Consider the following 25,032-nt stretch of genomic DNA (forward strand, 5'->3'; position numbering starts at 1 on the left):
CTTTTCAGCGGAGAGGTTCGAACAGGTATTCAAGGCCATTGACCTTGATCTCGTAGATGGTGCGCAGCTGTTCGCCCAGTTTTCCTTCGGGAAAGCCCTGCCCGGCAAACCAGACCACATAAGGCTCCGGAAGATCGATTAGCCGCACTCCCTGGTATTTGCCGAAGGGCATGCGGGCCCTGGCCAGTTCCAGCAGGGCATGGTGGTTCAAAGCAGGTGACTCTGTCACTGAAGTTCCTCCAGTGCCGTCACGAAAGCCCCGATCGTTTTCGTCTTCCTCAACCGTTTGACCGGTTTCTCCAGGTGGGGATCATTGATGAAATGGAGTACTTCCTTTATCTTGGCAAGAACCTGCGCCTCGCCACAGAATAGCTTTCCATAGCGTGCCAGCAGTTCCAGCAGATAGCTTTGCAGCATCGCCGACCGGTCATGCTGATCGGGCTCACTGGGGGCCGACTGCCGCAACCTCTGAAAAATGAAGGGGTCGGCTATGGCTCCCCTGCCGAGCATGAGGCCCGCGGCGCCTGTCTCCTCAAGGAGTTGTAGCCCTGCCGAGGCCGTGCGGATGTCACCGTTGGCTATGACCGGTATCTCCGTTTCCCTGACGACGCGGGCGGTAATGGCATGATCGGCCAGTCCCTGGTATTGCTGCAGCACGGTCCGTGGATGAAGGACGAGAAAGTCTACCTTCGCCGCTTCAAAAAGAGGGAGCAGGCGAAGGATTTGCTCCGGGTCGTCGTATCCTGCCCGCATTTTCAACGAAAAAGTGCCCTTGATCACCCGGCGCAGGGAGGGGATTATCTCGGATAGTACTTCAGGGTGACGGAGCAGACCACCGCCGGTAGGGCCTGAAGTCATGCGGCCATAGGGACAGCCCATGTTCAGGTTGATGTGAATCGCTCCGGTTGCCTGGGCAGCCTCGGCAGCGGATACGAGGGCATCCCTGCCATGACCGATCAGCTGCACCACCAGAGGCACGTCCTTTTCTGCGGCTGCCATTTCCTTGAGATCGCCGGCAGAAATGCGACGAACGGGGGCAGCGGCATTGACCCTGATGAACTCGGTAAAGACGGTGTCAGGCCTTACTAACTCGATAAAGAGGGAGCGCATGGCCCGGTTGGTCACTCCCTGCATGGGGGCGAGCATCAGCGGCCTCTTCCCCGGTTGCCAGGGAAGAGGTTGATGTTCAGAAAATCCGTTACAGGATCTCGACAAGCTCGAATTCATAAGTTATATCTTCACCTGCCAGGGGATGGTTGGCGTCCAGCAGCACCGCATCGTTTGTTACCTCTACTACCGTGACTTCCAGCACCTCATCGTCGTCGCTCGTGAATTCCAGTTCCTGGCCCACTTCCGGGGTAATGTCGGCAGGGATCTGGTCGCGGCCGATGCTGAAGACCTTTTCTTCATCATACTCGCCAAATGCGTCTGCTGCAGTGATGGTGAGCTTTTTCCGTTCTCCGGGAGTCATGCCGACCAGCGCTTCTTCTATCTGAGGGAAAAATTCTTCCTTACCGATCACGAGCTCCATTGGACCCGTTTCACAGCTGCAGCCGTCGTCATCACAGCCGCAGCCGTCGTCATCGCAGCCGCAGTCGTGTGAATGATCGTGATCTTCATAGGTGGTGTCGATTACGGTACCATCCTCCAGGGTGCCGGTGAAGTTGATCTTCACCTTATCTCCGTTTTTTGCCAATGCCATACCAGTCCTTCCTCTTCCAATAAATTTGCCAGCCTTGAAGACTAAACTCTAAGGGTTGCGTCTCCAGAAATCCAGCAAAATCTTGATGGTTGAAGAGATTGACAGGTAAAATAATTTAATAAACACCGTCGCCATGCCGATATTTCAAAGAAGGACTGCAAGTCTCAGGACTGCTTGAAGCTGATAATTTTGACAGCGTTTGGATAAGGGGCATTGATGCCGGAGCCACAACGGTATGAGAGGATAGAGGTCGCCCTGAAGATCAGGATTGCCTGGCCCGACAAGGGTACGGTCATCGGCACCACCAGATATGTCAGTGATGACGAGACACTCCTTGTTGCCGATTTTGACGAGGTGCCTGCACCCGGGACGGAAATGCTGCTGCAGTTGGACTGCACCGTTCTTGAACGGGAGGCGCCAATAGTTAAGGCAACGGTGCTGCGGGCAGAGGGGCGGGAGATAATTTTTCGCCTGCCCGTTGAAAATGCCGGCTGATCAAGGAACTTGCCGGCTGTCTGCCGGCGTAGGGAAGGAAAGGAATGGCATTCATCAGTCTTAAAACCAAGATGTCCGTTGCCGTTTCCCTGCTGGTGATCGCATTGGTTGGTGCGCTGGCCCTCTCCCTGTTCTCTTATTTTGAGAACCAGACAAAAAAGTCCATTGCCCAACACCAGGCAGTTCTCATATCGGGAATTGCCGATGATATTGACGACAAGATCCTGCGCTCCCTTAATGCGCTCATCTCGGTGGCAAAGACCATTTCCCCCGACATCATCAATGATCCGGAAAAGGCGCAGATATTCCTGGACAAACGACCGGGCACCCATTCCATATTCGATAACGGGCTTTTCCTTTTCTCTGCCGATGGCAAAATCATCGCCGAGAGCCCATATCGCCCGGGACGAAGGGGGCGGGACATCTCCTTTCGCGACTATTATAAAAAAACAGTGGCCACCCAGAGGCCGCAAATTTCCGATCCATATCTTTCCACCCATAATCCTGGAAAACCGGCCATTATCCTCACTGTCCCTGTTTTTGATTCCAGCGGTCGTTTGCAAGCCATTTTTGCCGGCAGCCTCGATCTGACAAAGCAGAACTTTCTCGGCAAACTTTCACACATCAGGCTGGGCAGAACGGGCTATCTTTTTCTCTTTACCACCGATGGCACTTTTGTCATGCATCCTGATCCAGGGAGGATCTTAAGGCCTGGTACCCTGATCGGGAGCAGCTTTTTCCACATGGCTGCCAACGGTTTCGAAGGGACCAAGGAAAGGGAAAATTCACGGGGCATCCGCGTTCTAACAACCTACAGGCATCTGCGTGCCACCAACTGGATCCTCGGCGCAAACTACCCTCTCAAGGAAGCCTATGCTCCGGTGGAGCAAGCAAAGTTTTATGTCGCATTGGCCTCTTTTTTCGGCATCATTCTTTCCATTCTGGTCGTCTGGCTTGGCATGAGGTACCTGACCATGCCTCTGCTGAACATGGCCCGACATATCAGGAGCATGCACGGTGAGCCGGGTAAAACATCCCCGGTGGAGGTACTGTCGGAGGACGAAATAGGCGAACTGGGGTTGGCATTTAACGATCTGCTGGACCGTGTGGGAAAAGAACAGGAAGCATTGCGCGAAGCCGTGCTGACTGCAAAAAATGAACGGGCCAAATCGGAGGCGATCGTTGCCGCCCTGGGCGATGGCATGAGCATGGTTGATACAGACTTCAAGGTCCTGTACCAGAATAAGGTTCACCAGACCTTGGCTGGTGGGGAATTCATCGGCAGCTACTGTTATCAGGCATTCGAAGGCAAGGATGCTCCCTGCAGCGGCTGCCCGGTGGCAATGTCCTTTGCCGATGGTTTAGTACATACGGCGGAACGGGTCGTTGAGCGGGACGGAGAAAAACTGTACCTGGAAATAACTGCCTCCCCACTTTTTGATTACGATGGCCGGATAAACGCCGGTATCGAGGTGGTGCGGAATATTTCCAGGAGGAAGCAGATGGAATCAGCCATTGAACAGATGGCTTTTCACGATGCACTGACCGGCCTTCCCAACAGGCGGTTGTTCAATGAGCGGCTGGCTCAGGCAATTGCATATGCCCAGCGCAATGATCAATTTCTTGCGGTCATGTTTCTCGACCTTGACCACTTCAAGGACATCAATGACAGCCTTGGCCATACCATCGGCGATGAACTGTTGAAGGAGGTCGCTACGCGGCTGAAACGCTGTGGAAGAAGGGCTGAAGACACTATCGCTCGCCAGGGTGGCGATGAGTTTCTGCTGTTCCTTTCTGAAATAAAGGACAAAGAAGATGCTGTGCACCTTGCAGCTCTTCTCTTGCAGGAGATGACTGCTCCTTTTATCCTGTCCGGCTATGAACTCTTTGTCAGCGTCAGCATCGGCATCAGCATTTATCCCCATGATGGAAGGGACGTGGAGACCCTGGCAAGTAACGCCGATATTGCCATGTACCGGGCAAAACAACAGGGGCGAAACAGCGTTAACCTGTATAATCATTCAATGGGAGAAAAAAACCGGCAGCGGCTGACAGTGGAGACAAGCCTGCGGCGGGCTATCGGAAAAAACCAGCTGGTGCTCCACTACCAGCCTCAGGTGTCGGTACATTCGGGAAAAATAATCGGCATGGAGGCACTGGTGCGCTGGAATCATCCCGAGCAGGGGTTGCTGCTGCCCACTTCCTTCATCCCCCAGGCGGAGGAAACCGGGTTGATCCTAGATCTTGGAGAATGGGTGCTGGAGACTGCCGCTGCCCAGAACAAAGCCTGGCAGGATGCCGGTTATCCACCGGTGAAGATTTCTGTCAATTATTCACAGAGGCAATTGCGTCAGCAAGATTTTGTGGAGAAGCTGCTGAAGTCACTGAAACAGACGGGACTGGAAGCACGCTGGCTCGAACTGGAAATACGGGAAGCGGTGATGGCCGAAGGCATTATGGATAACCTGCAGGCGCTGGCGGCCCTGCGTGACGTGGGGGTGCGGATCGCCATCGACAATTTCGGCGCCGGATATTCCTGTCTGAAACAACTGGGGGATTTCCCCCTGGATGCATTGAAGATCGATCTTTCTTTTGTCTCCCAGATCTCGTCGAGTGAGGTGAAAAAAGCTATTGCCGGGACTGTTGCCAGCCTTGCGAAGGGCTTGCACCTGTCGGTCATTGCCCAGGGGGTGGAAACCAAAGAACAGATGCAGCTGCTTTGTTCTCTCGGCTATGGGGAAATGCAGGGCAATTACTTCAGCAATCCATTGCCGGCCGAAGAAGCAGGGTTGCTGCTTTCAAGGGAAAATGACTGGAGTGGTCCGCTCTGGCAGCTCAGCCAGAAGTAGCATGGGAGCTTGTATTCATCCATTTTTCAGTTACACTTCTGGAATTACAGCGCAACTGGAGGATGCACTATGCTTCTGGAGAGAAAAAATGTGGTGACGTTCAAGGAAAAACCGGTAACGTTGCTGGGCCCCCAACTGAGGGTCGGCGATCCGGCTCCGGACTTTACCGTCGTTGACAATGCACTGGCGCCGATTACTCTTGCCAGCTACCAGGGGAAGGTAAAGGTCATAAGTGCGGTACCGTCTCTGGATACACCTGTATGCGAGATGGAAACCCGCCGCTTTAACCAGGAGGCAGCTACACTGCCGGACAATGTGGTGGTGCTGACAGTGAGCCTTGATCTGCCCTTTGCCCAGAAACGCTGGTGCGGGGCGTCCGGTATCGACCGGGTCATCACCCTGTCCGATTACCAGGAGCGCTCCTTTGGCCAGGCTTATGGCGTGCTGGTAAAGGAGTTGAAATTGCTCTGCCGTACCATCTTCATCATCGACGACAAAAACCTCATCCGCTATATCCAGTTTGTTCCCGAGATTACACATGAACCGGATTATGCTGCGGTCATCGGTGCGGTGAAAAATCTGGTCTAGCTACACCCATTGCGGTGAAAAAAGCCCCCTCCGTACAGGAAGGGGCTTTTTTTGGGTACAAGAGGGTTTCCCTTTGGCCGTCTATTCCCTGAATAAACCAGCCCTATGGAACGATTGTCACGGCTCGGTATCGTCGTCGGCATAATGGTCGATGTAAATTTTCTTGTCCACGCGGTCGAGGCCATGGGCAATAAGCCGTAATCCCATCATTATCAGGATCAGTCCGGTAAAGACGCTTGTCGCATGGCGAAATACGAGCAGCGTGGTGCCGATGCTGATATAGAAAATCCCGAGACGCTGGCATTTATGCTGCTTTTCCTCTCCCGTCCGCGACACGGCGAAGGCGTAAAACTGATAAAACATGATTACAAAGACCATCGTTGCCAGGTATTCAATAAATATAATCATAGCCGTTCCTCCTGCACAAATAATAATATAACCATGTAGCAGCTATTGTACAATGCCTGTCATGGAAAGCCCAAGGTGGGTGCATTTCTCCTGCCCCTGATTTTGATGCATGACTGTCTGAAAATTGTTATAGTGCCATGGAACCTTATCTGAAGGAGAGACGGATGGATGTAACGTTAAACGAAGTAGAGGTGCGGGTTCTCGGTTCACTGATCGAAAAGGAGCTGACTACTCCGGAATATTACCCATTGAGCCTTAATGCGCTGACCAATGCCTGCAATCAAAAATCCAACCGGGATCCGGTGCTGAACCTGGATGAAGGGGAGGTGGTCAGGGCTCTGGACAGTCTCAAGTTCAAGCAGTTGGCTTTGTTATCCGGCGAAGGGGGAAGAGTCCCCAAGTATCGCCATGCACTGATGGAAAAACTGCGCCTGGATCCACCGGAACTGGCGGTTTTGGCTGAACTGCTGCTGCGAGGTCCGCAGACAGTGGGAGAACTGCGAACCAGGGGGGAGCGGATGCATCCTTTTCCCGATCTTCCGGCTATTGAAGAGGTTCTGGAAGAGCTGATGGCCAGGACTCCGGCCTTGGTGATGCGACTGCCGCGCCAACCGGGAAGAAAGGATTCCCGCTATGCACAGCTCTTTGCCGGGGAGCCGCAAACTGCGGCAGAGCAGTCGCCACCACCGGAAGCGGCACGGCTCAGGGTGGTTGCGGAAAACGAGCGTATTGGCCACCTTGAAGAGGAGGTCGTCCACCTGCGTGGGGAGGTGGCAGAGTTGCGACGTCTGGTGGAAGAATTCAAATCCCAGTTTGAGTAAAAAATGGACAGATGCACGTGTAAAAACAGAGAAATCACCCTCTTTGAAACCATTGAGTGCGTTCTTTCGAACCTTGGGCACGAGGCACTCCCGGCCGACCGGCGTGTTCCTGCCGCTGTGGCGTTGATCCTGCGTCATGGCCCGGCCGGCCCCGAAATGCTGTTCATCGAACGGGCAAAGCACAAGGGAGATCCCTGGTCGGGTGATCTGGGCTTTCCGGGTGGCAAGGTGGAAATGAGCGATGTGGATGCCTGCAGTGCCGCAAAGCGTGAGGCGTTGGAGGAGATCGGCATCGATCTGGCTGCCGCCCGTTACCTGGGTTGTCTTGCCGAGATCACCGGCGCCACCTTGCCGGTCAGGGTGACTTGTTTTGTCTTTGCCCTCGATGAAACCCCTGAACTGACCTTGAATGGCGAGGTTCAGGATGTTTTCTGGGTTTCCCTTGCCGATCTCCAAGACCTGAATCGTCACACCCTCACGTCGGTACGCATAAAAGGGGAGATGGTTCATTATCCTGCCGTCATCATGCCGTTTTCCGGTAAGCCACCCTTATGGGGACTTACCTACCGTCTGGTGAAACGTTTTTTCGAACTGCTGCCGGAGGGGATACTTTAGACTCGAATATTGACGGTCAGGCCTCCAGTTAAAGTGACGGTCACTGGGGACGATAAGAAGCAGTATGTGCCTGAAGCTGGCCAGGGGGGCTGAATGGAACGCAGCAGGATTCTCCTTGTGGACGATACGCCGGAAAACCTGGAGCTGTTGGCCGAGATACTCGGTGAATCGTATGCCACCATTTCCGCCGGCAACGGTGAAGCTGCACTCGTAGCAGCAAGTACCCAGCCGCTGCCTGACCTCATCCTCCTCGATATCAACATGCCGGACATGGACGGGTACGAAGTGTGCCGGAGATTGAAGGAAGACCCGCTCCTGCGGGAAATCCCCGTCATCTTTCTCAGTGGCCTCGATGCCACCCAGGATAAGGTGAAAGCGTTCAAGGCCGGTGGCGTCGATTACATTACCAAGCCATTCCAGTTCGATGAGATGCAGGCCCGGGTCACTACCCATGTGCGCCTCAGGCAGTTCCAGTCAGAACTGGAGCAGAAGGGGCGGGAGCTGCAGGATGCCTATGACCGGCTGGACCGTGAATTCAGATGTGTCGGCGAGGTGCAGAAGAGCCTTTTACCTGACCGGTTACCGGATGTCCCCGGCTTCGATCTTGCCAGTTATTACTGTCCTGCCAGACGCGCCGGCGGTGACTATTTTGACGTCCTGCCCGTCAACGGCAAGCGATGGGGGATTTTTGTCGCGGATGTGACCGGCCATGGGCCCCCTGCCGCCATCGTTACCGCCATGACCCATGTAATGCTTCATCTGGCTCCATGCAAGGACCACCCCGACAAACTTCTCTCCTTTCTCAACAGAACCCTCTATGGCAGGACCCAGGAAGACCAGTTCGTAACTGCCTTCTATGGCATTCTCGATCCGGACAGCGGTGAATTCATCTTTTCCTCTGCCGGGCACACTCCACCTCTTCTTTGTAAAAAAACCGAAAATAGCAGAGCGGTCTGTTTTGACGCAGGTTTGCCCCTGGGTATCAACCCATTGGAAGAATACACCACAACCCGGCAGATTCTGGCAACGGGCGATATTTTTCTCCTCTATACCGACGGGATAACGGAAGCGGCCAGAAACGACGGGGAGATGTTCGGACTGGAGCGGCTGATGACTGTATCGGGAGCGCAGCGGAATCTGAGCGCCGGCCAGTTCTGCGAAAGGTTGTGCCAGAATGTGGACCAGTTCAGAAGAGGGGTTGAACAGGGGGACGATGTAACGGTACTCGTTCTGAAGGCAAAATAATCTGCTATTCCATTCCTCCCGAAGCCCGAGACGATCATGCCAGTCGTCTTTTTTTGTGCAATCTTGACGTCGGTCCGCGAATAATTTATTGTCGTGCAACAAAACGACTGGAAAGCGAGACGTCCGATGACAAAATTCATTGTTGCTGCCAGTGTTGCATGGATTTTGATTGCCGCAGCCGGCGTTTGCCCGGCAGACGAAACATTGCCGGAAACGGCGGGCTGTCCACCACTGTCGCTGGCGCCCCTTGCCCTGCCACCAGGAGTTGAAACAAACCCTTATTCCTACCGCATATCCACCTATGGCGGCCAGCAGCCGATAAAGATTTTCTTTGCCTCGGGTGCCTTTCCGCCAGGGCTTGTCATGTCCCCGGCAGGTGAAATAACGGGTGTGCCCAAGATTTCGGGGACTTTCGAATTCAACCTGGTTGCTGACGACAGCTGCCCGACCGGATCACAAAGGGTGTCCCGTTCCCTGAAGCTGGTCATCATCTCTGGAACGGGCCAGCAAGTGCAAGCATCGGTCATCAGGCAGCAGCAGTTGAAGTTGAAGGTGACGGCAATCCCGGCTGCGACTGCCCTGGCGGGCATAAAGCCTACCGAGCAGGTGGTGACTTACGAAATAGCGGCACAGCCTCCTGAAACGGCAACCCTGCATTCTCCCGGAGGGACCTTCTCCGTTGCCGGATCCGTTGTGGAGTCGGTTCCCGCGCCATTGGCCATAGCCATCATCAACGGAAGGGCAAAGGTTTCCGAGAAGGTGACGGTTTCGGCGAGAGTTCTGGAAAGAGCCCGGCGCGAAAAGTCAAAGATCATCTATAGCCGCCCATTCAGTGGCAGGCAGACCACTGAACTGGCGATGGTGGATTTTACCCTTGAATGATAAAAGGAGATTTAGCGTGAAACCTGGTAAAGAAGAGCTGGCCCTGGCAATAGACGTGGCGGAATGGGGCTGGCTACGGGTGCACCTGGAAAGAGACGGGCTGATACTGATTTCCTCCGACATGGACCTGGCGGAAGCGGGATGGAGGATAGCCACCGACGATACCCCTGTTATCAGCGGCTGGATCGAATCGGGCACGGTCGGCAAACCCTCGCTGGCGCAGATTGCCAAGTGGGATGAGGACAAGGGGAAGCAGTTCCAGATGCTGATTGTCAGCCCATATATCCTCATTCAGGATAAGGCTCTGAATATACAATGATGGAGGGCAAGACGATGGCTGACGAAACACCCGTATCCTGTTCAAAATGCAGCGCTGTCTGGCAGAAGTGCGGTGTCACCAACTGCTGGAGCGGCGATCCTGAGACCGCTCCGCCAAAGCCTGGCAACTGCCCGTCAGAAGCATATGCAGATATCATTCACTCATCTTTCAGCGAATATAAGAGAGACAGCGAAGACGCCAGACTGGCCAGGGTGGCGGCCAGGGTGGAGGGGCTATGCTACCAGAAGGTAGAGGGAAGTGATGCGGTAAATGCCCGATGGACCAGGGTCGAGGATACCATCGCCTTCGCCCGGCTCATGGGCTGGAAAAAGATCGGCATTGCTACCTGCATCGGACTTCTTGACGAAACGGAGCGGCTGGTGGCCATTCTCAAGGCCCAGGGGCTGGAGCCCCAGAGCGTCTGCTGCAAGGCGGGGAGTATCGATAAGAAGGAGCTGGGTCTTGCTGAATCGGACAAGGTACGTCCGGGTACATTCGAGCCTGCCTGCAACCCCATTGCCCAAGCGGAAATCTGCAATCGCCTTGGCTGCGAGATGAACATTATCGTTGGCCTTTGCATCGGCCACGACATGCTCTTCAGCAAATACTCAAAGGCACCGGTCACGACCCTGGTGGTGAAGGACCGGGTTACCGGCCACAACCCGGCTGCAGCTCTCTATGGTCAGAATTTTTACTACAAAAGGCTGCAGAAACAGCCGGTATTGCCGGACGAAAAATAGACGCTAGAAGATCAGAGGGTAACTGGCCTGCCGGGTATGGATAGCACCGCTGCCGGTGAGGGTGCTGGAATAGAGATGGAATTGAGTTACCTGAAAAGGTTCGCTGGCGAAAGCCTTCTCCTTTTCCTCAAGGGCTATCACCAGCCGTGCCGGCGTTTCCTTCAGTCTGGCGATCGTAATGTGGGGGGAGAATTTACGGCCTTCCAAAGGGATACCAGCCTCCAGCAAGGCCAGCTCCACTTGCTGCTGCAGTGCCAACAGCTGCTCGCTCACTGTCATCCCCACCCAGAGCACCCGGGGGTGTTTTCCGGGCGGGAAATGACCAATGCCGCAAAGGGCAAGTTGAAATGCCGGTGAGGTCAATTCCTTAAACGCTGTTTTTATGGCTCGCATAGTCAGTTCATCAGCGTCGCCGATAAAGCGTAAGGTGAGATGCAGCTGTTCCTCCGCGACCCAGCGAGCCCCCGGCAGCTCACATCTGATGTCCGTCACCGATTTTTTCACCTTATCAGGCAAGTCAACAGCAACAAACAGTCGGTGCATGGTCATTCCCTTCTTTCTGCAAGAGTTTGTCCGGTCTGCTGCAGATCGATCAGGTAACGACCATTCTCATCTCGTATGGTGGTGCCCATCGGGCTGGAAATTGCCCGTATACGCTCGATGACATCCTTACCTCTTTTCCCCTTTAATATGGCCGGCTGAAACCTGACCTCATGGTTAAGGACGTTGATGGGAATCAGTTCGGCTTCCTTTATCCCCCTATCCAACGTAATCCGGGCGATGATGCTCCTGTCGGAGTTCCTGCTCAGGCTGCCGAAGGCAAAGTTGCCCAGGCTGTAAAAGATCAGGCCGTTCCTGTAGCTTTCGATCCCCTGCAGAACGTGGGGGTGGTGGCCGATGACCAGATCTGCTCCGGCCTCTACCGCCCTACGGGCTGTTGAAACCTGATATCTTTTCGGCGTGGCGGCCCCTTCCTTTCCCCAATGAAACGAAACGATCACGTAATCAGCATTGGCTCTGATTCTGGAGATATCCTTTTCATAGTAGGAAGGATAGCCGGGTGCTGTCCCGGCGCGCATGCCGGTGGCGAAAAATTCTGCAGGGTAAGTGAGGGAATAGGAAAGGAATGCAATTCTATTACCGTTGCAGTCGATAATTGCCTCCCGACGGGCCTCGGTCAGGGATTTACCGGCTCCGCTGTGTTTAATTCCCTGTTTATCCAGGTGATAGATGGTATCCAACAAGCCGTCGGTGCCGTAGTCGAGCATGTGATTGTTTGCCATGGTCAGCACCCTGAAGCCAGCCCTTTTTAATGCTGCAGCAGCTTGGGGAACGGCTTTGAACCGGTAACTTTTGTCTTTGAATTCCAAGCCGCCGCTGGTAATTGGCGTTTCCAGATTGCCCATGGCGAGATCCCCAGCTTTCAGAGCTGCAACAGTAGCGGCAAACGGATAGTCGTAGCCCATACGTTCCAGCGCCGCGCCTCCCTTGCCGGCGAGCATGATGTCGCCAACGGCGTTGATGACCACTTGGCCGGCGATGGCAAGGGTAGGCATGCTCAGGGTAAGGACCAGTAAAACCAACAGCAGTCGGGAATGCATGGCGGGCTTTTCTCGTTAATGGATTTTTTCTATTAAAGTATTGACTATTTTTCGGTCAAATGCTAAAAAATATAGCTTCGTTTATCCGATTGTAAAGGCCTTTTTCATGCTGGACGTGAGATATATTCGTGAAAACCTGGAGTTGGTGGAAACGCGCCTGAAAACACGCGGTACAGGTATTGACCTGGAGCGGTTCCGGCAGCTTGATTCCCAAAGACGTGAACTACTCCAGCAGACTGAAACCCTCAAAGCCTTACGTAACAAGGTTTCAGAAGAGATAAGCCGGGTCAAGGACAAAAGCCAGGCACAGGACCGCATCGCAGAAATGCGTGAGGTGTCCCAGCGGGTCAAAGGTCTGGATGAAGAGTTGAAGGGCGTAGAAGAGGCGCTGGAGTATTTCCTGCTGACGGTGCCCAATATTCCTTCTTCGGCAACTCCTGTGGGCGCTTCCGAAGCGGACAACGTGGAAATCAGAGTCTGGGGCGAAAAGCCTCACCTGGACTTCACTCCAAAGCCCCACTGGGAAATTGGCGAGGATCTTGATATTCTGGATTTCGAGCGAGGCGCCAAGCTGACCGGAGCACGCTTTACCCTTTACAAGGGACTTGGCGCTCGCCTGGAACGGGCTCTTGTCAATTTCATGCTCGATCTCCACACGGGGCGCCACAATTATCTTGAAATGCTCCCGCCCTTTATGGTAAACAGGGAAAGCATGACCGGTACCGGTCAGTTGCCGAAATTCGAAGATGACCTCTTTCATTTGGGAGAGGTTGATTATTTTCTGATCCCGACAGCAGAGGTGCCGGTAACCAATATTCACCGCGGTGAGATTCTCAAAGGATCGGAGCTGCCGCTCTGCTACACGGCTTATACGCCATGTTTCCGCAAGGAAGCCGGATCATACGGCAAGGACACCAGGGGCCTGATCCGCCAACACCAGTTCAACAAGGTAGAGTTGGTCAAGTTCGTTCACCCTGGCCATTCCTACGCTGAATTGGATAAACTTCTGGACAATGCTGAAGAGGTGTTGCGGCTGTTGAAGCTCCCCTATCGGGTGGTTGAGCTTTGCACTGGCGATATCGGCTTCTCCGCAGCCCGGACCTTTGATATTGAAGTATGGCTGCCAGGGCAGGACTGCTACCGTGAAATCTCTTCCTGTAGCAATTTCGAGGATTTCCAGGCTCGACGCGCCTCCATACGCTTCCGTGAGGATGAAAAGGCCAAGCCTGAATTTGTCCACACCCTTAATGGCTCCGGGCTGGCAGTGGGAAGAACAGTTGTGGCCATTTTGGAGAATTACCAGCAGCAGGATGGTTCTGTTGTAATTCCTGAGGCGTTAAGGCCATATATGGGTGGTGCCGAAAAGATTGGTTAGCTTTCCGGAGGAATGGCCGAGTGGTTGAAGGCGGCGGTCTTGAAAACCGTTGAACGAAAGTTCCGTGGGTTCGAATCCTACTTCCTCCGCCATAAAGACTGTTCTAAGTTCTAAGTTCCGATAAACATAGAACCTAGAACATCGAACGTAGAACTGATTTGAGGAGAGATGGCCGAGTAGGTCGAAGGCGCTCGCCTGCTAAGCGAGTATACTGGGAAACCGGTATCGAGGGTTCGAATCCCTCTCTCTCCGCCACTTATTGTCAATGGAGTTGCTTTTAGGTTTGGAGGTTGTGTGAAGACAGTGCTGAAATCTTTAATTTTGACCCTGGTGGCGATGGTTGCTTTGGGGGGCTGCTCCAAAAAAGAGGAAAAAAAGCCCAGCGAGACGGCAGCGCCGCAAGGTCAGGTGACTAAAAAGCAGACCACAGTTGTGGTGCCGGATAATGTCAAAGGCAAGTGGAAAGCGGTGAAGATTGCCGTAACCGATAAGACAACTAAAAAGGACACCATCTACACGGTGAATATCGGTGCCGAGGTAACCCTGCCGGGAGGAAACCTGACCTTGAAGGTGGATAACTTCCTTCCCCAGTTCGTCATGGAGGGAACCACCCTTACATCCCAGTCAAACGAGCCGAAAAATCCTGCAGCGCAGGTTAGGGTGATTGAAAACGGCAAGGAAATTTTCAAGGGATGGCTGTTTACTCTTTATCCCACAACCCATGCATTTCAACATCCCCGATACGGCTTTACCCTGCAGGACTTTGTCCCGGCAGGTTAGGACATGCGCTCGTAGCTCAGCTGGATAGAGCACAAGACTACGAATCTTGGGGTCGGGAGTTCGAATCTCTCCGAGCGCGCCATAATAAAGGGTCGGCAAAAATGCCGGCCCTTTTCTTTTAGCAACTTTAGCACCTTGCCGTGTTGCCCATTGATAAATCTCGGAAGGAGCCGGGGCATGAACCTACTTTACACTCTCGATCTCCTGGGTACCGCTGCCTTTGCCGCATCAGGCGCGCTGGCCGGAGTGCGCCGCAATATGGATCTTTTCGGCGTGCTAGTGCTCGGTCTGGTTACTGCCACCGGTGGCGGCACTATCCGGGATCTGCTCCTGGGAGACACGCCCCCCTTCATCTTCAAGGATGAAACCTACCTTTATTTATCCCTGTGTGTGTCTGTTGCAGTATTTCTCTTTCATCGAAACATTGATCGTTTTCATCATCCGCTGCTCTACTGCGATGCGGTCGGGCTCGGGACCTTCGTCGTCATCGGTACCAGTAAAGCCATTGCCTTCCACATTGGATTTTTCGGTTCCATCATGATGGGAGTCATGACAGCTACTGCAGGGGGCATGGTCCGCGACATGCTCTCCACCCACGTGCCATTGGTGCTGCAAAGGGAGGTTTATGCCTCGGCCTGTCTGGCCGGCGCCGCACTTCTCTACCTGCTGCACTTCACTCCACTGCCGGGGAACTATGCCTCGCTGATTGCAGCTCTGGCGGTCATAGTGCTGCGCCTTCTCGCCATCCGTTACAACTGGTCGCTGCCGCGGGCCTCCCACAATGAGCATGCCGATTGACTTACAGATCAAGCTTTTGCGGCTGTCTCTCGTTTATGATTTTTCGATGCTGATGTAGAAGGTCTGCTTGCCTCTCTTGAGCAGCAGCAGAATCGGCTCACCCTTCTTGATCTTTTCAGCTTCTGCACGATATTCCGCCAGATTCTTCACCGGCTTGCGATTTATTTCCCTCACCACATCACCAGGCTTTATTCCGGCATCATCAGCAAAACTCCCCGGCTCCACATCCACTACCACTACACCTGTCTTCTCCTCGCTTTTCAGCTGTTCTCTCAGTTTCGGTGTCATATCCTCCAGTTTCATGCCGAAACCGTGAAGCGGCGGTAGCGCCTTTGACGCAGTCCGTTCTTCGGTCAGTTCCTCCACCTTCATGGTGAAGGGGATCTCTTTGCCGTCGCGAATGGCCGTGCCCTTGATCTCCTTGCCGACAGCGGTCCCCGCAACAACGCGCGATAAATCGTTGGCAGTTTTAATTTCCTTGCCGTCAAAGGAGGTGATTATGTCGCCACTCTTCATCCCCCCCTTGTCTGCAGGACCGCCGGCAATGACGTCGGCAATGAGTGCACCCTTCGGCTCTTTGAGGCCGAAAGCTTTCGCAATGGGTGGGCTGACATTCTGGATGCTGACTCCCATCCAGCCGCGGACAACCTTCCCTTTTTCCTTCAACTGGTCGACAACCGATGACGCCAGTGTTGAAGGCACCGCGAAACCAAGCCCCTGGCCTCCTGAGACGATAATGGTGTTGATACCGATGACTTCCCCGGTCACGTTGACCAGCGGTCCGCCGCTGTTGCCGGGATTAATGGGGGCATCGGTCTGGAGAAAGTTGTCATAGGGTCCGGAACCGATGACCCTGGCCGTGCCGCTGATTATGCCATGGGTCACGGTCTCTTCCAGGCCGAAGGGGTTACCGACGGCGATGACCCAATCGCCGACCCTCATCCGGTCGGAATCTCCCAGGGAGAGCACCGGCAGGTTTTCAAAGGGGGAGGCGATCTTGATCAGGGCAAGATCGGTTTTAGCGTCCCTGCCGATGACCTTTGCCTTGAACTCACGGCCATCCGACAGCTTGACCTTTATTTCCTCGGCATTGTCCACCACGTGGTTGGTGGTGAGGATGAGTCCGTCCTTGTTGATGATGGAGCCGGAGCCGAGACTCTGCTGCTTCATTTCCCGCTCACCGTTCTCACCGAAATTGCGCTTGAAAAACTCGCTGAGTGGACTGTCGTCATTGGGCCCCAGGAATTGCTCAAGGGGGTTGGCCGGCACCTTTACCGTCGAAGTGGTACTGATATTGACCACCGCTGGTTTCACCTTTTCCGCAATATCGGCAAAGGACCGGAATGAGCTGTTCACTTCCGGCTTTTTCTTGCTCTCGCAGCCTCCCTGGGAGGTGCTGAGTACGAGGATGGTCAGAACCAAAAGGGTTACTCTGCGGATAACGGCCATTCTGCATTTTAGCATGAGCTGCCTCCAAAAGAGTTTGACTGCTAACGCCCTGCCACTTCCCACACTTGGCTATCGGGATATATCTATGGGTACTCCCCTTTTTTGATAAATTGCCACCTTTAATTTCAGCAGGTCTACCTGTTCGAGAATGTCCTGTCCTTTGAGCAAAGCCAGTGCCTCCGCAAGGTAGTCGGTGCCGTCGGATCGGTGAATCTCAGCCAATATTCTACTACCCCTGATGCCGATTTTCACCGCCTGCCTGACGATGGTCACCTTCATTCCGACCGGCACTGCTTCATACAGCTGCAGAATGTCTTCCGGGTAAAGTCTGAGACAGCCGTGACTCACCCTTCTTCCTTGTCCCCAGGGCCTGTTGGTGCCGTGAATCAGTACATCCTTGATGGACAGGCGCAAAGCGCGGCTCCCCAAGGGGTTGTCTGGTCCGGCCGCCACTGTTTTCCGCAGTTCCGGTCTTTCCTGCAGGATTGATGGCGGGACATGCCAGACCGGATTGGCAAGCTTTTCAATTACGGAAAATGACCCAAGTGGTGTCTCTTTGCCAGCTTCTCCGATACTGACCGGAAAAGTCAAAATTCTCTTCCTATCTCCGGGAGCAAAAAAATAAAGCCTCATTTCCGCAAGATTAATGACGATACCCTCCTGAACCGGCAGCTGCGGTATGATCCAGGCCGAAGGCAGCTGGATATCCGTGCCGGAGGGAGGAACAAAAGGATCAAGCAAAGGATTGGCATCTGCTATTTCGTTGAAGCCAAGATCAAATTTGCGCGCGATTTCAATAAGGGACTCACCCGGCATGACACGATAAAAATTGACCATGCCGATGCAGTCGCCGTTATGCAAAAAGACTTTTGCCGATGCAGGCCTGCAGAGCAGGGCCAAGATGACGGCTACCATCATAATCATCTTATTTTTAGCCAGATTCATGCTTGCTGGTGCAGAAAAAAACAACGGGACATCCGGCATGTGATCTCCCGTCATTTCGACCTTGTTCCCGTTGGGACCGGTCCCGTTATTTGCGCTGTTGAAGCTCAAATGCTTTGACGGCACGATTGCCAGCTTCTTCGGCCTTTGCCGCCGAACTTTCCGCTCGGGCAGCGGCCGACTCGGAGGTTGCGGCTGCAGCTTCTGCCCGGGCAGCAGAGTTCTGCGAGCCTTTTTCAGTATTGATCAGCGACGTTTTGACTGTTTCAGCGCTATTCCTGGCGGATTCGCTGTTTTGTAAGGAAATGGTAACTTTCTGGTCCTGGTCGCTCAACTGCTTCTCAAGGGCCGACACCTTTTGCTCCAGCTGGATGACCCGGTGGGAGAGTGGTTGGATCTGATCGGTAACCGACTTGTTTGTTGCGCAGCCGGAGACAATAAGGAGCAGCAGGCTTGCCTTTATCAATCGGCCCATGGCCATTGGGGGTCTCCTTGCGATATTAATTTAAACTAATTTAATTTTACTCTTGCCTGCACCTAAGTCAAATGAAGCTTCGGCGGCAGAACGGGGCAGCTTTGGGTTGTGCCGCTCCGAAAGCGGTTGTCAAATGGCGCTTGTGGGATAAAATGTGCGGATAATGTGGAATGGGGGGGCGATATGATAATCGGCATACCAGGGGAGATCAAACAGCACGAATACCGGGTGAGCCTCACTCCGGCGGGTGCAGCTGATCTTGTGCGGGATGGGCACGTTGTGCTGGTAGAAATCGGTGCCGGCACAGGAAGCGGCTTTGACGACACTATGTATCTTCAGGCAGGGGCAGAAGTATGCGGCAGAGAGGATCTTTTTGGCCGCAGCGAACTAATTGCCAAAGTAAAGGAGCCATTGACCGAAGAATTCAAGTTCTTCAGGGAGGGACAGGCTCTTTTCACCTATCTGCACTTGGCCCCCAACGCTCCCCTGCTGGAATTTCTCCTGGAGTGTAAAATCACCGCCATTGGATACGAGACCCTGGAGAGAGACGGGGCACTTCCCCTTTTGACCCCCATGAGCGAGGTGGCGGGAAGGATGGCCCCGCTGATGGGGGCATTCTACCTGCATAAGCAGGATGGCGGAGCAGGCATCCTGCCTTGCGGTGTGCCGGGGGTGAAAGGGGCTCGTGCTCTGATATTGGGCGCCGGGGTAGTCGGCACCAATGCAGCACGAATCTGCACCGGCCTCGGCATGGACACCACCGTCCTCAACAGAAGTGTGGATAGGTTGCAGGTGCTTGAGGAAATTTATTCCGGAAGGCTGAAAACGCTGGTGCTCAATGGGCAGATTCTTCATGATGAGATAGCTGCTGCGGACTTGGTGATTGGAGCGGTGCTGGTGCCTGGAGGAAGAACGCCCCTTCTTATTTCGCGGGAAATGCTACGGACCATGAAACGGGGCTCAGTGCTGGTGGATGTTTCTATCGACCAGGGAGGCTGCGCAGAAACAAGCCGCCCCACTACCCATGACAATCCTATTTATCTGGAAGAAGGAGTGGTGCATTACACAGTGGCCAACATGCCGGGCGCCTATCCCCGGACCTCGACCCTCGCCCTGACCAACGCCACCCTTCCGTACATCAGAAAACTGGCAAAACTCGGTATCGATGGGGCTTTGGAGAGAGACCCTGCCCTGGCCGGGGCTGTAAATACCAGGGGGGGCGCAATAGTCCACCGGGCTCTGGCAGATGCAATGCAAAAGCGTTAAAAGCGAAATATTCTCCCCCTCGCTTCTTTCCTGCAGCTGCAATTAATTGACATGGTTACAGGGTATTGTATCTTTAATTATATCAATTTAATTCAGCTGGAGGGAAATTGATGCGGCGGTTTCACATTCTGTTAGCGGCAGTTCTCCTCCTGGCTTCTCCGGTAAATACCTCTGCCTATGATTATCCGGTTGCCAATCCGTACATCGCCACCATCGCCGGCACTCCTACCTCCTACAAGGCCGATCTGAAATTGGCCATTCCTGAAGAGCACAAGGAACTGAGTATTGCCGAGGGGCGGAAGGTTCCCTCCATCTTCTGGTTCCAGAACAGGATGAAATATTCGGTGACGCTGCAGGACAGAAAGGCTCCTCTGATCTTTGTCATTGCTGCTGCCGGATCCAGCTACAACTCTCCCACGACCAATATTTTGCAGCGAGCCTTTTACAAAGCCGGCTTTCATGTGGTCTGCCTCTCCTCCCCCACCCATCCCAATTTCATGGTTACCGCCTCCACGACCGGCGTGCCGGGCTATGTACCCGATGATGCCCGCGACCTTTACCGGGCCATGACCAAGGTCTGGCAGGACCTGGACGGGGAGGCGCAGGTTACGGAATTTTATCTCACCGGCTACAGTCTGGGGGCGGCGGATGCAGCCTTTGTCGCCAGATTGGATGAGGAGGTGAAGGGCTTCAACTTCAAAAAGGTCTTGATGATCAATCCCCCCGTCAATCTCCATGCCTCAATCCTGCTTCTCGACCGGATGCTCCTCGATAACATCCCCGGCGGCATCGCCGGCCTCAATCCCTTCGTCGACCAGGTAATGACCAAGTTTGCCGGGCTCTACCGGGGAATGGAATCGCTGGACTTCAACAATGATGTGCTGTACCAGGTGTTCGAAGAGGAAAAGCCGGACGACCGGGAGATGGCTGCCCTGATTGGACTGTCCTTCCGCCTGGTATCCGCCAACATGATGCTGACCGCTGATATCATCAACAACCAGGGATACCTGGTGCCGAAGAACCGCATTTTGACACCCAACGACCCCACCACCGAATATCTGAAAGTTGCATTGCGCCTGAGCTTCGACCAGTTCTTTGATGAATTCTTCTTTCCTTTTTTCAAGGCGCGCATGCCGGGACTGACCAAAGAAGCTCTTATTGCGGAGGTCAGTTTGAAGAGCCTTGAGCATTATCTGCGAAACACTGACAAGATAGGAGTTATGGTCAATGCCGACGACATGATCCTTGCTCATGAAGATTTGGAATATCTGGTGGGTGTATTCGGCAACAGGGCCAAGATTTACCCTCGGGGAGGGCACCTGGGCAACATCGATTACAAGGAGAATGTGGAAGACATGTTGGCTTTTTTCGGTGCGGGGAGAGAAGACCAATGACCGGGAGAGCCCTGGCTACAATTGGAAGAATCCTTCTGGCAATTGTGCTCATGGCCGTTGTCTGCGGCTGTGCCGCGCCACGGCTGGAAGCAGAAATACCGGCGCGCCACACCCTGGATGAATTCATCGAGACCGAGCGCCAGGACGACCCGCTGGATATCTACGACCCTGTGGAACGGTTCAACCGGGGAGTCTACCGCTTCAACTACTACGCTGATAACTATGTCTTTTTGCCGGTGGTCAATTTTTACGAGTTTGTAACGCCGGTATTCCTCCAGGACCGGGTCAGCAATTTCTTCAACAATGTCTCTGAACTGAGCACTCTGGCCAACTGCATCCTACAGCTTAAACCCAAATGCACCGCCAAAACTGTCGGCCGTATTGTCATCAACACCACTCTGGGCATCGGAGGCATGTTCGATCCGGCAACCCAGTGGCAGATCGACCGACAAAGGGAAGATTTTGGCCAAACCCTCGGTTATTACGGAGCCGGACCAGGGCCGTTCGTGGTTTTGCCCTTTATGGGGCCTTCGAACCTGCGTGATACTATCGGTCTTTCTGCAGACATAGGAGGCTTTTTCTTCATCGACCCGTTCGATTTCGAGCACAACAAAGCGCTCGGCTTGGCCTTCGACACCATGTATCTGGTGGACATGCGCCACAAGATAAAATTCAGATATTTTGAGTCGGGTTCCCCCTTTGAGTACGAACTGATACGCATGCTTTACACCAAGGCTCGCGAGTCGGAGATCAGAAATTAGTGTCCCATCATCAGACAAAGGGCGTCTACCCGGCGCTAGCCTCCCGTATCAACCGGTTTCCCCAAGGCGCCCTCCCTTCGGATTTGCTTTACCGGATACTTTCCCTGCTTTTTAACGAAGAAGAGGCAGCGCTGGTGGCCCTGCTGCCCCTCAGGCCATTTACTGCGGCAAAAGCAGCTCGCCTGTGGAAGGTGACAGAGGTGAATGCCCGGCTGGTACTGGATACGCTCGCTGAACGGGCGATGCTGCTTGATGTGGAAAAGGAAGGCACGGTATATTATGTGCTGCCTCCACCAATGGCCGGATTTTTCGAGTTTTCCCTGATGCGGGTCCGTTCCGACCTTGATCAGCAGGCTCTGAGCCGGCTTTTATACCAGTACATAAACGTCGAGGACGCATTTGTCCGCGACCTGTTTGCCGGTGGCGAGACCCAGCTCGGCCGGGTGCTGGTCAGCGAGCCTTCTCTTGCAGACAACAACGCTGCCGTTGTCCTCGATTATGAGCGGGCCAGCGAAATCATCAGCACCGCCAGCCACCTTGCCGTAGGCCTTTGCTACTGTCGGCACAAGATGGGACATTTGGGGCGAGCCTGTAGGGCGCCCCTGGGCAACTGCATAACCTTGAACGATGCGGCCGAGTCCTTGATCCGCCACGGCACTGCCCGGAGGATCGATGTTGCCGAGGGGCTTGACCTCCTGCAGGAAGCATGGTCTCTCAACCTTTTGCAATGTGCCGACAATGTTCAGCAGGGGGTGAATTTCATCTGCAACTGCTGCAGCTGTTGCTGCGAAGGGCTGATTGCCGTCCGCCGTCTTGCTGTCAGCCACCCCCTGTGCACTACGAATTTTCTGCCGGTGGTCGATGCCCATTCATGCAGTGGTTGCGGCAGGTGCGCCGATATCTGCCCGATCGGGGCCATATCCGTGGTCTCGAAACACGAAGTGGATGGGGTGCCGCGGACCAGCGGAGTGGTCAATGGGGATATATGCCTCGGCTGCGGTATCTGCGTCCGTTCCTGTTCAGCCACGGCCATAAAACTAGTGCCGCGGCCGAGGCGGGTGGTGACCCCTGTCAACACAGCTCACCGCATCGTGCTCATGGCAATAGAGCGGGGCAAGCTGCAGCAGCTGATTTTCGATACCCAAGCCCTGTTCAGCCATCGGCTGATGGCGGCAATCCTAGGTGTGATCCTGCGCCTGCCCGGCGTCAAACAGCTAATGGCTTGCAGTCAGATGAAGTCCCGCTACCTGGAGCGCCTGCTGGCCGGGCGGAATATTATCTGATTTCGTAATCCCACCAGAACCAGTTTTTTCAATGTTGTTTTCCTCGTTTAAAAATTAATAATTTGATTCTTGAAGCAAGAAATGGTGAACTATAACGCTTCATGTCATCGATCAGCAGACAATCGGCACAAATGTTATCAAGGAGCAGATTTTGAATTTCCGTTTTTGCAGGAAAGTGACCCTTTTCGGCTTGCTGGTTATCAGCATGGCTGCGTGCATCGTTCCCTCGGCCCTGGCCCAGGAGGGCTTTGCCGCCTATCCCCACCTGCCTCCCTCATATTCCTCCATCAAGGTCTTTGACAGCAAGGGGCAGTTCGTCGGCAGACTGCTGCCGGAGAAAAGATACTGGGTCTCCATCGATCGCATCCCGGCGTTCCTGCAGAAGGCGGTTATCGCTGTAGAAGACTCACGTTTTTACGAGCATAACGGCATCGATGTGCGGGGCATTGCCCGGGCATTGGTAAAGGATGTGGTCAAGGGCAGAATGGCCGAGGGGGGGTCGACCATCACCCAGCAGCTGATCAAGAACAAGTTCCTCAGCAGCGAGAAATCCATTGACCGCAAGCTGAAGGAAGGGGTGATGGCGATGGATTTTGAAAAGAAGTACACCAAGAAGCAGATCCTGGAAATGTACTTCAACGAAATCTATTACGGCAACGGGGCCTGGGGCATTGCCCAGGCTGCAAGGATTTATTTCGATAAAAGCCCCCAGGAGCTGACCGAGGCTGAATGCTCTTTGTTGGCCGGGGTGCCGAAAAACCCGGGGCGCTACAATCCTCTGGGAAAAGCGGAAGAGGTGTCCAGGCGGAAAGCGGTAGTCCTCAAGCGCATGGCTGATTTGAACATGATCACTACGCGGCAGCAGCAGAAGCTGAAGGCCCAGCGTGTTGCAGTGACCAGAGCGGGTCAGGCACCCTATTACCTGGCCCATATCAAGGGGAAACTTATCGAGCAGTTCGGACCGCAGGTTATCGAGCAGGGGGGGCTTGAAGTGACGGCGGCCATGGACCTGGAGCTGCAGAAGCTGGCGGAAAAAACCCTGCATGATGGAGTGAAGCGCATCTCGCCACAGATGGAGGGAGCACTGTTGTGTCTGGATACCAACACCGGCGATGTACTTGCCGCAGTTGGCGGCACCGATTACAAACAGAGCCCCTATAATCGCGCCTTCTTCGCCAAACGGCAGCCAGGCTCGACGATTAAGCCCCTGATCTATGCTGCTGCCCTGGAAAAGGGAATTGCAACCAGCAGCATCTGGAGCGATACCCCGGTTGCCTACAACCGTGGCAACAACGAGGTGTGGAAACCCCTCAATTATGGGCGGGAGCAGTATGGGGAGCTGAGCCTGCGACAGGCCCTGGCCTATTCCAACAACGTCATTACCGTAAAGCTGCTGGATACGGTCGGCGTCCCGTATTTTGTCGATTTTGCCGGCAAGGTTGGCCTGCCGATGAGGGCGGAAAACGGCCTTTCCCTGGCGCTGGGCAGTGACGAGGTGACACTGAATGAGCTGGTCCGCGCCTACAGTCCGTTTGCCACCGGCGGCCTGCGCCCCGAGCCGAGAACAATTATCCGCATTTATGATCGCAATCGCCGCACCTGGACTGAGAATCCTCCCGTCATCACCCCGGTTCTTTCTCCGGCCACTGCCTATATCTCCACCCAGATGCTGAAGGATGTCATGACCTACGGTACGGCCAAGGGACTCAAAAAGTTCACCCAGCTGTACCCAGCCGCCGGCAAGACCGGTACCACCGACGACTATCGGGATGCCTGGTTTGTCGGTTATACTCCCGGGATCATAACCGGGGTCTGGCTCGGCTACGACAAACCAAAACCGGGGGGCAAAGGCTTTACCGGCGGCACGGTGGCTGCCCCCATCTGGGAGCGTTTCATGCGGCAGGCGGTGACGTCGAGACCGGTTGCCGACTTCCAGAAACCGGAGATGGTCGTTTCCGTCGCCATCGATCCCGCGACCGGTTACCTGGCGGCACCCGATTGCCCCGATAAGCGTGATGAACTCTATATTCCGGGCACCCAGCCCACTGAATACTGTCTCCAGCATGGTGGAGAGTCATTGAACCCTGTTGCTATGCCACCGGTACAACCGGAAGCGCCGGAGGGACAGCCCGCGCCGGAAGGGGCTCAAGAGCCGATACAGGAAGAGATAAAAGAATAGGTCGCTGCTGTCAGCTTCTTTTCGAAAGCCCGGGGAACTTACTCTCCCGGGCTTTTTTGCTATAA

General features: G+C 54.3%; 26 protein-coding genes and 3 tRNA genes. 20 read left to right on the forward strand and 9 right to left on the reverse strand.

The genetic code is table 11. From position 1 onward, the window contains the following. Positions 1–4: 4 nt before the first annotated feature. From GEOB_RS05860 to GEOB_RS05870, 3 genes are read right to left on the reverse strand one after another with little or no spacing between them, the layout of a single operon-like run. Positions 5–229 (reverse strand): DUF3820 family protein, encoded by a 225-nt coding sequence (locus tag GEOB_RS05860; RefSeq protein WP_012646266.1) that lies wholly within the window; start codon positions 227–229, stop codon positions 5–7. Then, positions 226–1,146 carry a tRNA dihydrouridine synthase gene (locus GEOB_RS05865; protein ID WP_012646267.1) on the reverse strand — a complete coding sequence of 307 codons (921 nt, stop codon included), beginning with the start codon at positions 1,144–1,146 and terminating at the stop codon, positions 226–228. The genes GEOB_RS05860 and GEOB_RS05865 overlap by 4 nt, the downstream gene beginning before the upstream one ends. 52 nt (positions 1,147–1,198) lie before the next feature. Then, the gene (locus GEOB_RS05870) at positions 1,199–1,702 is read right to left on the reverse strand and encodes an FKBP-type peptidyl-prolyl cis-trans isomerase (protein WP_012646268.1); all 504 of its coding nucleotides are present in this window, start codon (positions 1,700–1,702) and stop codon (positions 1,199–1,201) included. A gap of 216 nt (positions 1,703–1,918) precedes the next feature. On the opposite strand from GEOB_RS05870, the gene GEOB_RS05875 reads away from it, so the two are divergent. The 3 genes from GEOB_RS05875 to tpx all read left to right on the forward strand — a co-directional run bounded on the left by GEOB_RS05875 (position 1,919) and on the right by tpx (position 5,634). Continuing rightward, positions 1,919–2,197, forward strand: a complete 279-nt coding sequence (locus GEOB_RS05875) for a hypothetical protein (protein ID WP_012646269.1) — start codon at positions 1,919–1,921, stop codon at positions 2,195–2,197. Positions 2,198–2,241: 44 nt separating this feature from the next. Further along, positions 2,242–5,046, forward strand: coding sequence for a bifunctional diguanylate cyclase/phosphodiesterase (locus tag GEOB_RS19235; RefSeq protein ID WP_012646270.1), 2,805 nt, complete (start codon positions 2,242–2,244; stop codon positions 5,044–5,046). A gap of 69 nt (positions 5,047–5,115) precedes the next feature. Next, a complete protein-coding gene (tpx, locus tag GEOB_RS05885) occupies positions 5,116–5,634 on the forward strand; it encodes a thiol peroxidase (protein ID WP_012646271.1) in 519 nt (172 codons plus the stop codon). A 117-nt stretch (positions 5,635–5,751) separates the two neighbouring features. Here the strand turns inward: tpx and GEOB_RS05890 are convergent, their stop codons facing one another. Continuing rightward, entirely contained in the window at positions 5,752–6,042 is a 291-nt protein-coding gene (locus GEOB_RS05890; RefSeq protein WP_012646272.1) for a hypothetical protein, read from the reverse strand. 164 nt (positions 6,043–6,206) lie between these two features. Here GEOB_RS05890 and GEOB_RS05895 point away from each other — a divergent pair, with 164 nt between their 5' ends. The 6 genes from GEOB_RS05895 to GEOB_RS05920 all read left to right on the forward strand — a co-directional run bounded on the left by GEOB_RS05895 (position 6,207) and on the right by GEOB_RS05920 (position 10,664). After that, positions 6,207–6,863, forward strand: coding sequence for a YceH family protein (locus tag GEOB_RS05895; protein WP_012646273.1), 657 nt, complete (start codon positions 6,207–6,209; stop codon positions 6,861–6,863). 3 nt (positions 6,864–6,866) lie between these two features. Then, on the forward strand, positions 6,867–7,478 hold the full coding sequence (locus GEOB_RS05900; RefSeq protein WP_012646274.1) for an NUDIX hydrolase: 612 nt from the start codon (positions 6,867–6,869) through the stop codon (positions 7,476–7,478). A 93-nt stretch (positions 7,479–7,571) separates the two neighbouring features. After that, positions 7,572–8,723, forward strand: a complete 1,152-nt coding sequence (locus tag GEOB_RS19240) for a PP2C family protein-serine/threonine phosphatase (protein WP_012646275.1) — start codon at positions 7,572–7,574, stop codon at positions 8,721–8,723. Between the two features lie 126 nt (positions 8,724–8,849). Then, positions 8,850–9,605: a hypothetical protein gene (locus GEOB_RS05910; RefSeq protein WP_012646276.1), complete on the forward strand. Its 756-nt coding sequence runs from the start codon at positions 8,850–8,852 to the stop codon at positions 9,603–9,605. A 16-nt stretch (positions 9,606–9,621) separates the two neighbouring features. Then, positions 9,622–9,924: a DUF2288 domain-containing protein gene (locus GEOB_RS05915; RefSeq protein ID WP_012646277.1), complete on the forward strand. Its 303-nt coding sequence runs from the start codon at positions 9,622–9,624 to the stop codon at positions 9,922–9,924. A 14-nt stretch (positions 9,925–9,938) separates the two neighbouring features. Continuing rightward, the gene (locus GEOB_RS05920; protein WP_012646278.1) at positions 9,939–10,664 is read left to right on the forward strand and encodes a DUF1847 domain-containing protein; all 726 of its coding nucleotides are present in this window, start codon (positions 9,939–9,941) and stop codon (positions 10,662–10,664) included. A 3-nt stretch (positions 10,665–10,667) separates the two neighbouring features. Here GEOB_RS05920 and thpR read toward each other — a convergent pair whose 3' ends face one another. Together thpR and GEOB_RS05930 are read right to left on the reverse strand one after the other, a co-directional pair. Further along, positions 10,668–11,207 (reverse strand): RNA 2',3'-cyclic phosphodiesterase, encoded by a 540-nt coding sequence (gene thpR / locus GEOB_RS05925; protein WP_012646279.1) that lies wholly within the window; start codon positions 11,205–11,207, stop codon positions 10,668–10,670. 2 nt (positions 11,208–11,209) lie between these two features. Beyond that, a complete protein-coding gene (locus GEOB_RS05930) occupies positions 11,210–12,265 on the reverse strand; it encodes a CapA family protein (RefSeq protein ID WP_012646280.1) in 1,056 nt (351 codons plus the stop codon). A gap of 106 nt (positions 12,266–12,371) precedes the next feature. Here GEOB_RS05930 and serS point away from each other — a divergent pair, with 106 nt between their 5' ends. From serS to GEOB_RS05960, 6 genes are all read left to right on the forward strand, one after another. Beyond that, positions 12,372–13,640 (forward strand): serine--tRNA ligase, encoded by a 1,269-nt coding sequence (gene serS, locus GEOB_RS05935; RefSeq protein WP_012646281.1) that lies wholly within the window; start codon positions 12,372–12,374, stop codon positions 13,638–13,640. A gap of 6 nt (positions 13,641–13,646) precedes the next feature. Beyond that, a tRNA-Ser gene (locus tag GEOB_RS05940) sits at positions 13,647–13,732 on the forward strand. A 70-nt stretch (positions 13,733–13,802) separates the two neighbouring features. Further along, positions 13,803–13,895, forward strand: a tRNA-Ser gene (locus GEOB_RS05945). A gap of 39 nt (positions 13,896–13,934) precedes the next feature. Then, positions 13,935–14,420, forward strand: a complete 486-nt coding sequence (locus GEOB_RS05950; RefSeq protein WP_012646282.1) for a DUF2155 domain-containing protein — start codon at positions 13,935–13,937, stop codon at positions 14,418–14,420. Positions 14,421–14,425: 5 nt separating this feature from the next. Continuing rightward, positions 14,426–14,502, forward strand: a tRNA-Arg gene (locus tag GEOB_RS05955). Positions 14,503–14,597: 95 nt separating this feature from the next. After that, on the forward strand, positions 14,598–15,218 hold the full coding sequence (locus GEOB_RS05960; protein WP_012646283.1) for a trimeric intracellular cation channel family protein: 621 nt from the start codon (positions 14,598–14,600) through the stop codon (positions 15,216–15,218). Positions 15,219–15,251: 33 nt separating this feature from the next. Here the strand turns inward: GEOB_RS05960 and GEOB_RS05965 are convergent, their stop codons facing one another. The 3 genes from GEOB_RS05965 to GEOB_RS05975 are packed head-to-tail and all read right to left on the reverse strand — an operon-like array spanning position 15,252 to position 18,090. Further along, positions 15,252–16,682, reverse strand: coding sequence for a DegQ family serine endoprotease (locus tag GEOB_RS05965; protein WP_012646284.1), 1,431 nt, complete (start codon positions 16,680–16,682; stop codon positions 15,252–15,254). A 54-nt stretch (positions 16,683–16,736) separates the two neighbouring features. Then, positions 16,737–17,651, reverse strand: coding sequence for a L,D-transpeptidase family protein (locus GEOB_RS05970; RefSeq protein ID WP_012646285.1), 915 nt, complete (start codon positions 17,649–17,651; stop codon positions 16,737–16,739). Positions 17,652–17,697: 46 nt separating this feature from the next. Beyond that, entirely contained in the window at positions 17,698–18,090 is a 393-nt protein-coding gene (locus GEOB_RS05975) for a hypothetical protein (RefSeq protein WP_012646286.1), read from the reverse strand. 177 nt (positions 18,091–18,267) lie between these two features. On the opposite strand from GEOB_RS05975, the gene ald reads away from it, so the two are divergent. From ald to GEOB_RS06000, 5 genes are all read left to right on the forward strand, one after another. After that, complete coding sequence (ald, locus tag GEOB_RS05980) at positions 18,268–19,350, forward strand: alanine dehydrogenase (RefSeq protein ID WP_012646287.1); 1,083 nt, start codon at positions 18,268–18,270, stop codon at positions 19,348–19,350. 110 nt (positions 19,351–19,460) lie between these two features. Next, positions 19,461–20,744, forward strand: a complete 1,284-nt coding sequence (locus GEOB_RS05985; RefSeq protein ID WP_012646288.1) for an alpha/beta fold hydrolase family protein — start codon at positions 19,461–19,463, stop codon at positions 20,742–20,744. Further along, positions 20,741–21,505: an MlaA family lipoprotein gene (locus GEOB_RS05990; protein ID WP_012646289.1), complete on the forward strand. Its 765-nt coding sequence runs from the start codon at positions 20,741–20,743 to the stop codon at positions 21,503–21,505. Before GEOB_RS05985 ends, GEOB_RS05990 begins: the two co-directional genes overlap by 4 nt. Beyond that, positions 21,505–22,788 (forward strand): 4Fe-4S dicluster domain-containing protein, encoded by a 1,284-nt coding sequence (locus tag GEOB_RS05995; RefSeq protein WP_012646290.1) that lies wholly within the window; start codon positions 21,505–21,507, stop codon positions 22,786–22,788. Before GEOB_RS05990 ends, GEOB_RS05995 begins: the two co-directional genes overlap by 1 nt. A gap of 151 nt (positions 22,789–22,939) precedes the next feature. Continuing rightward, positions 22,940–24,967, forward strand: coding sequence for a penicillin-binding protein 1A (locus GEOB_RS06000; RefSeq protein WP_012646291.1), 2,028 nt, complete (start codon positions 22,940–22,942; stop codon positions 24,965–24,967). The last annotated feature ends 65 nt before the right edge of the window (positions 24,968–25,032 follow it).

Source organism: Geotalea daltonii FRC-32 (assembly GCF_000022265.1).
GTDB lineage: Bacteria > Desulfobacterota > Desulfuromonadia > Geobacterales > Geobacteraceae > Geotalea > Geotalea daltonii.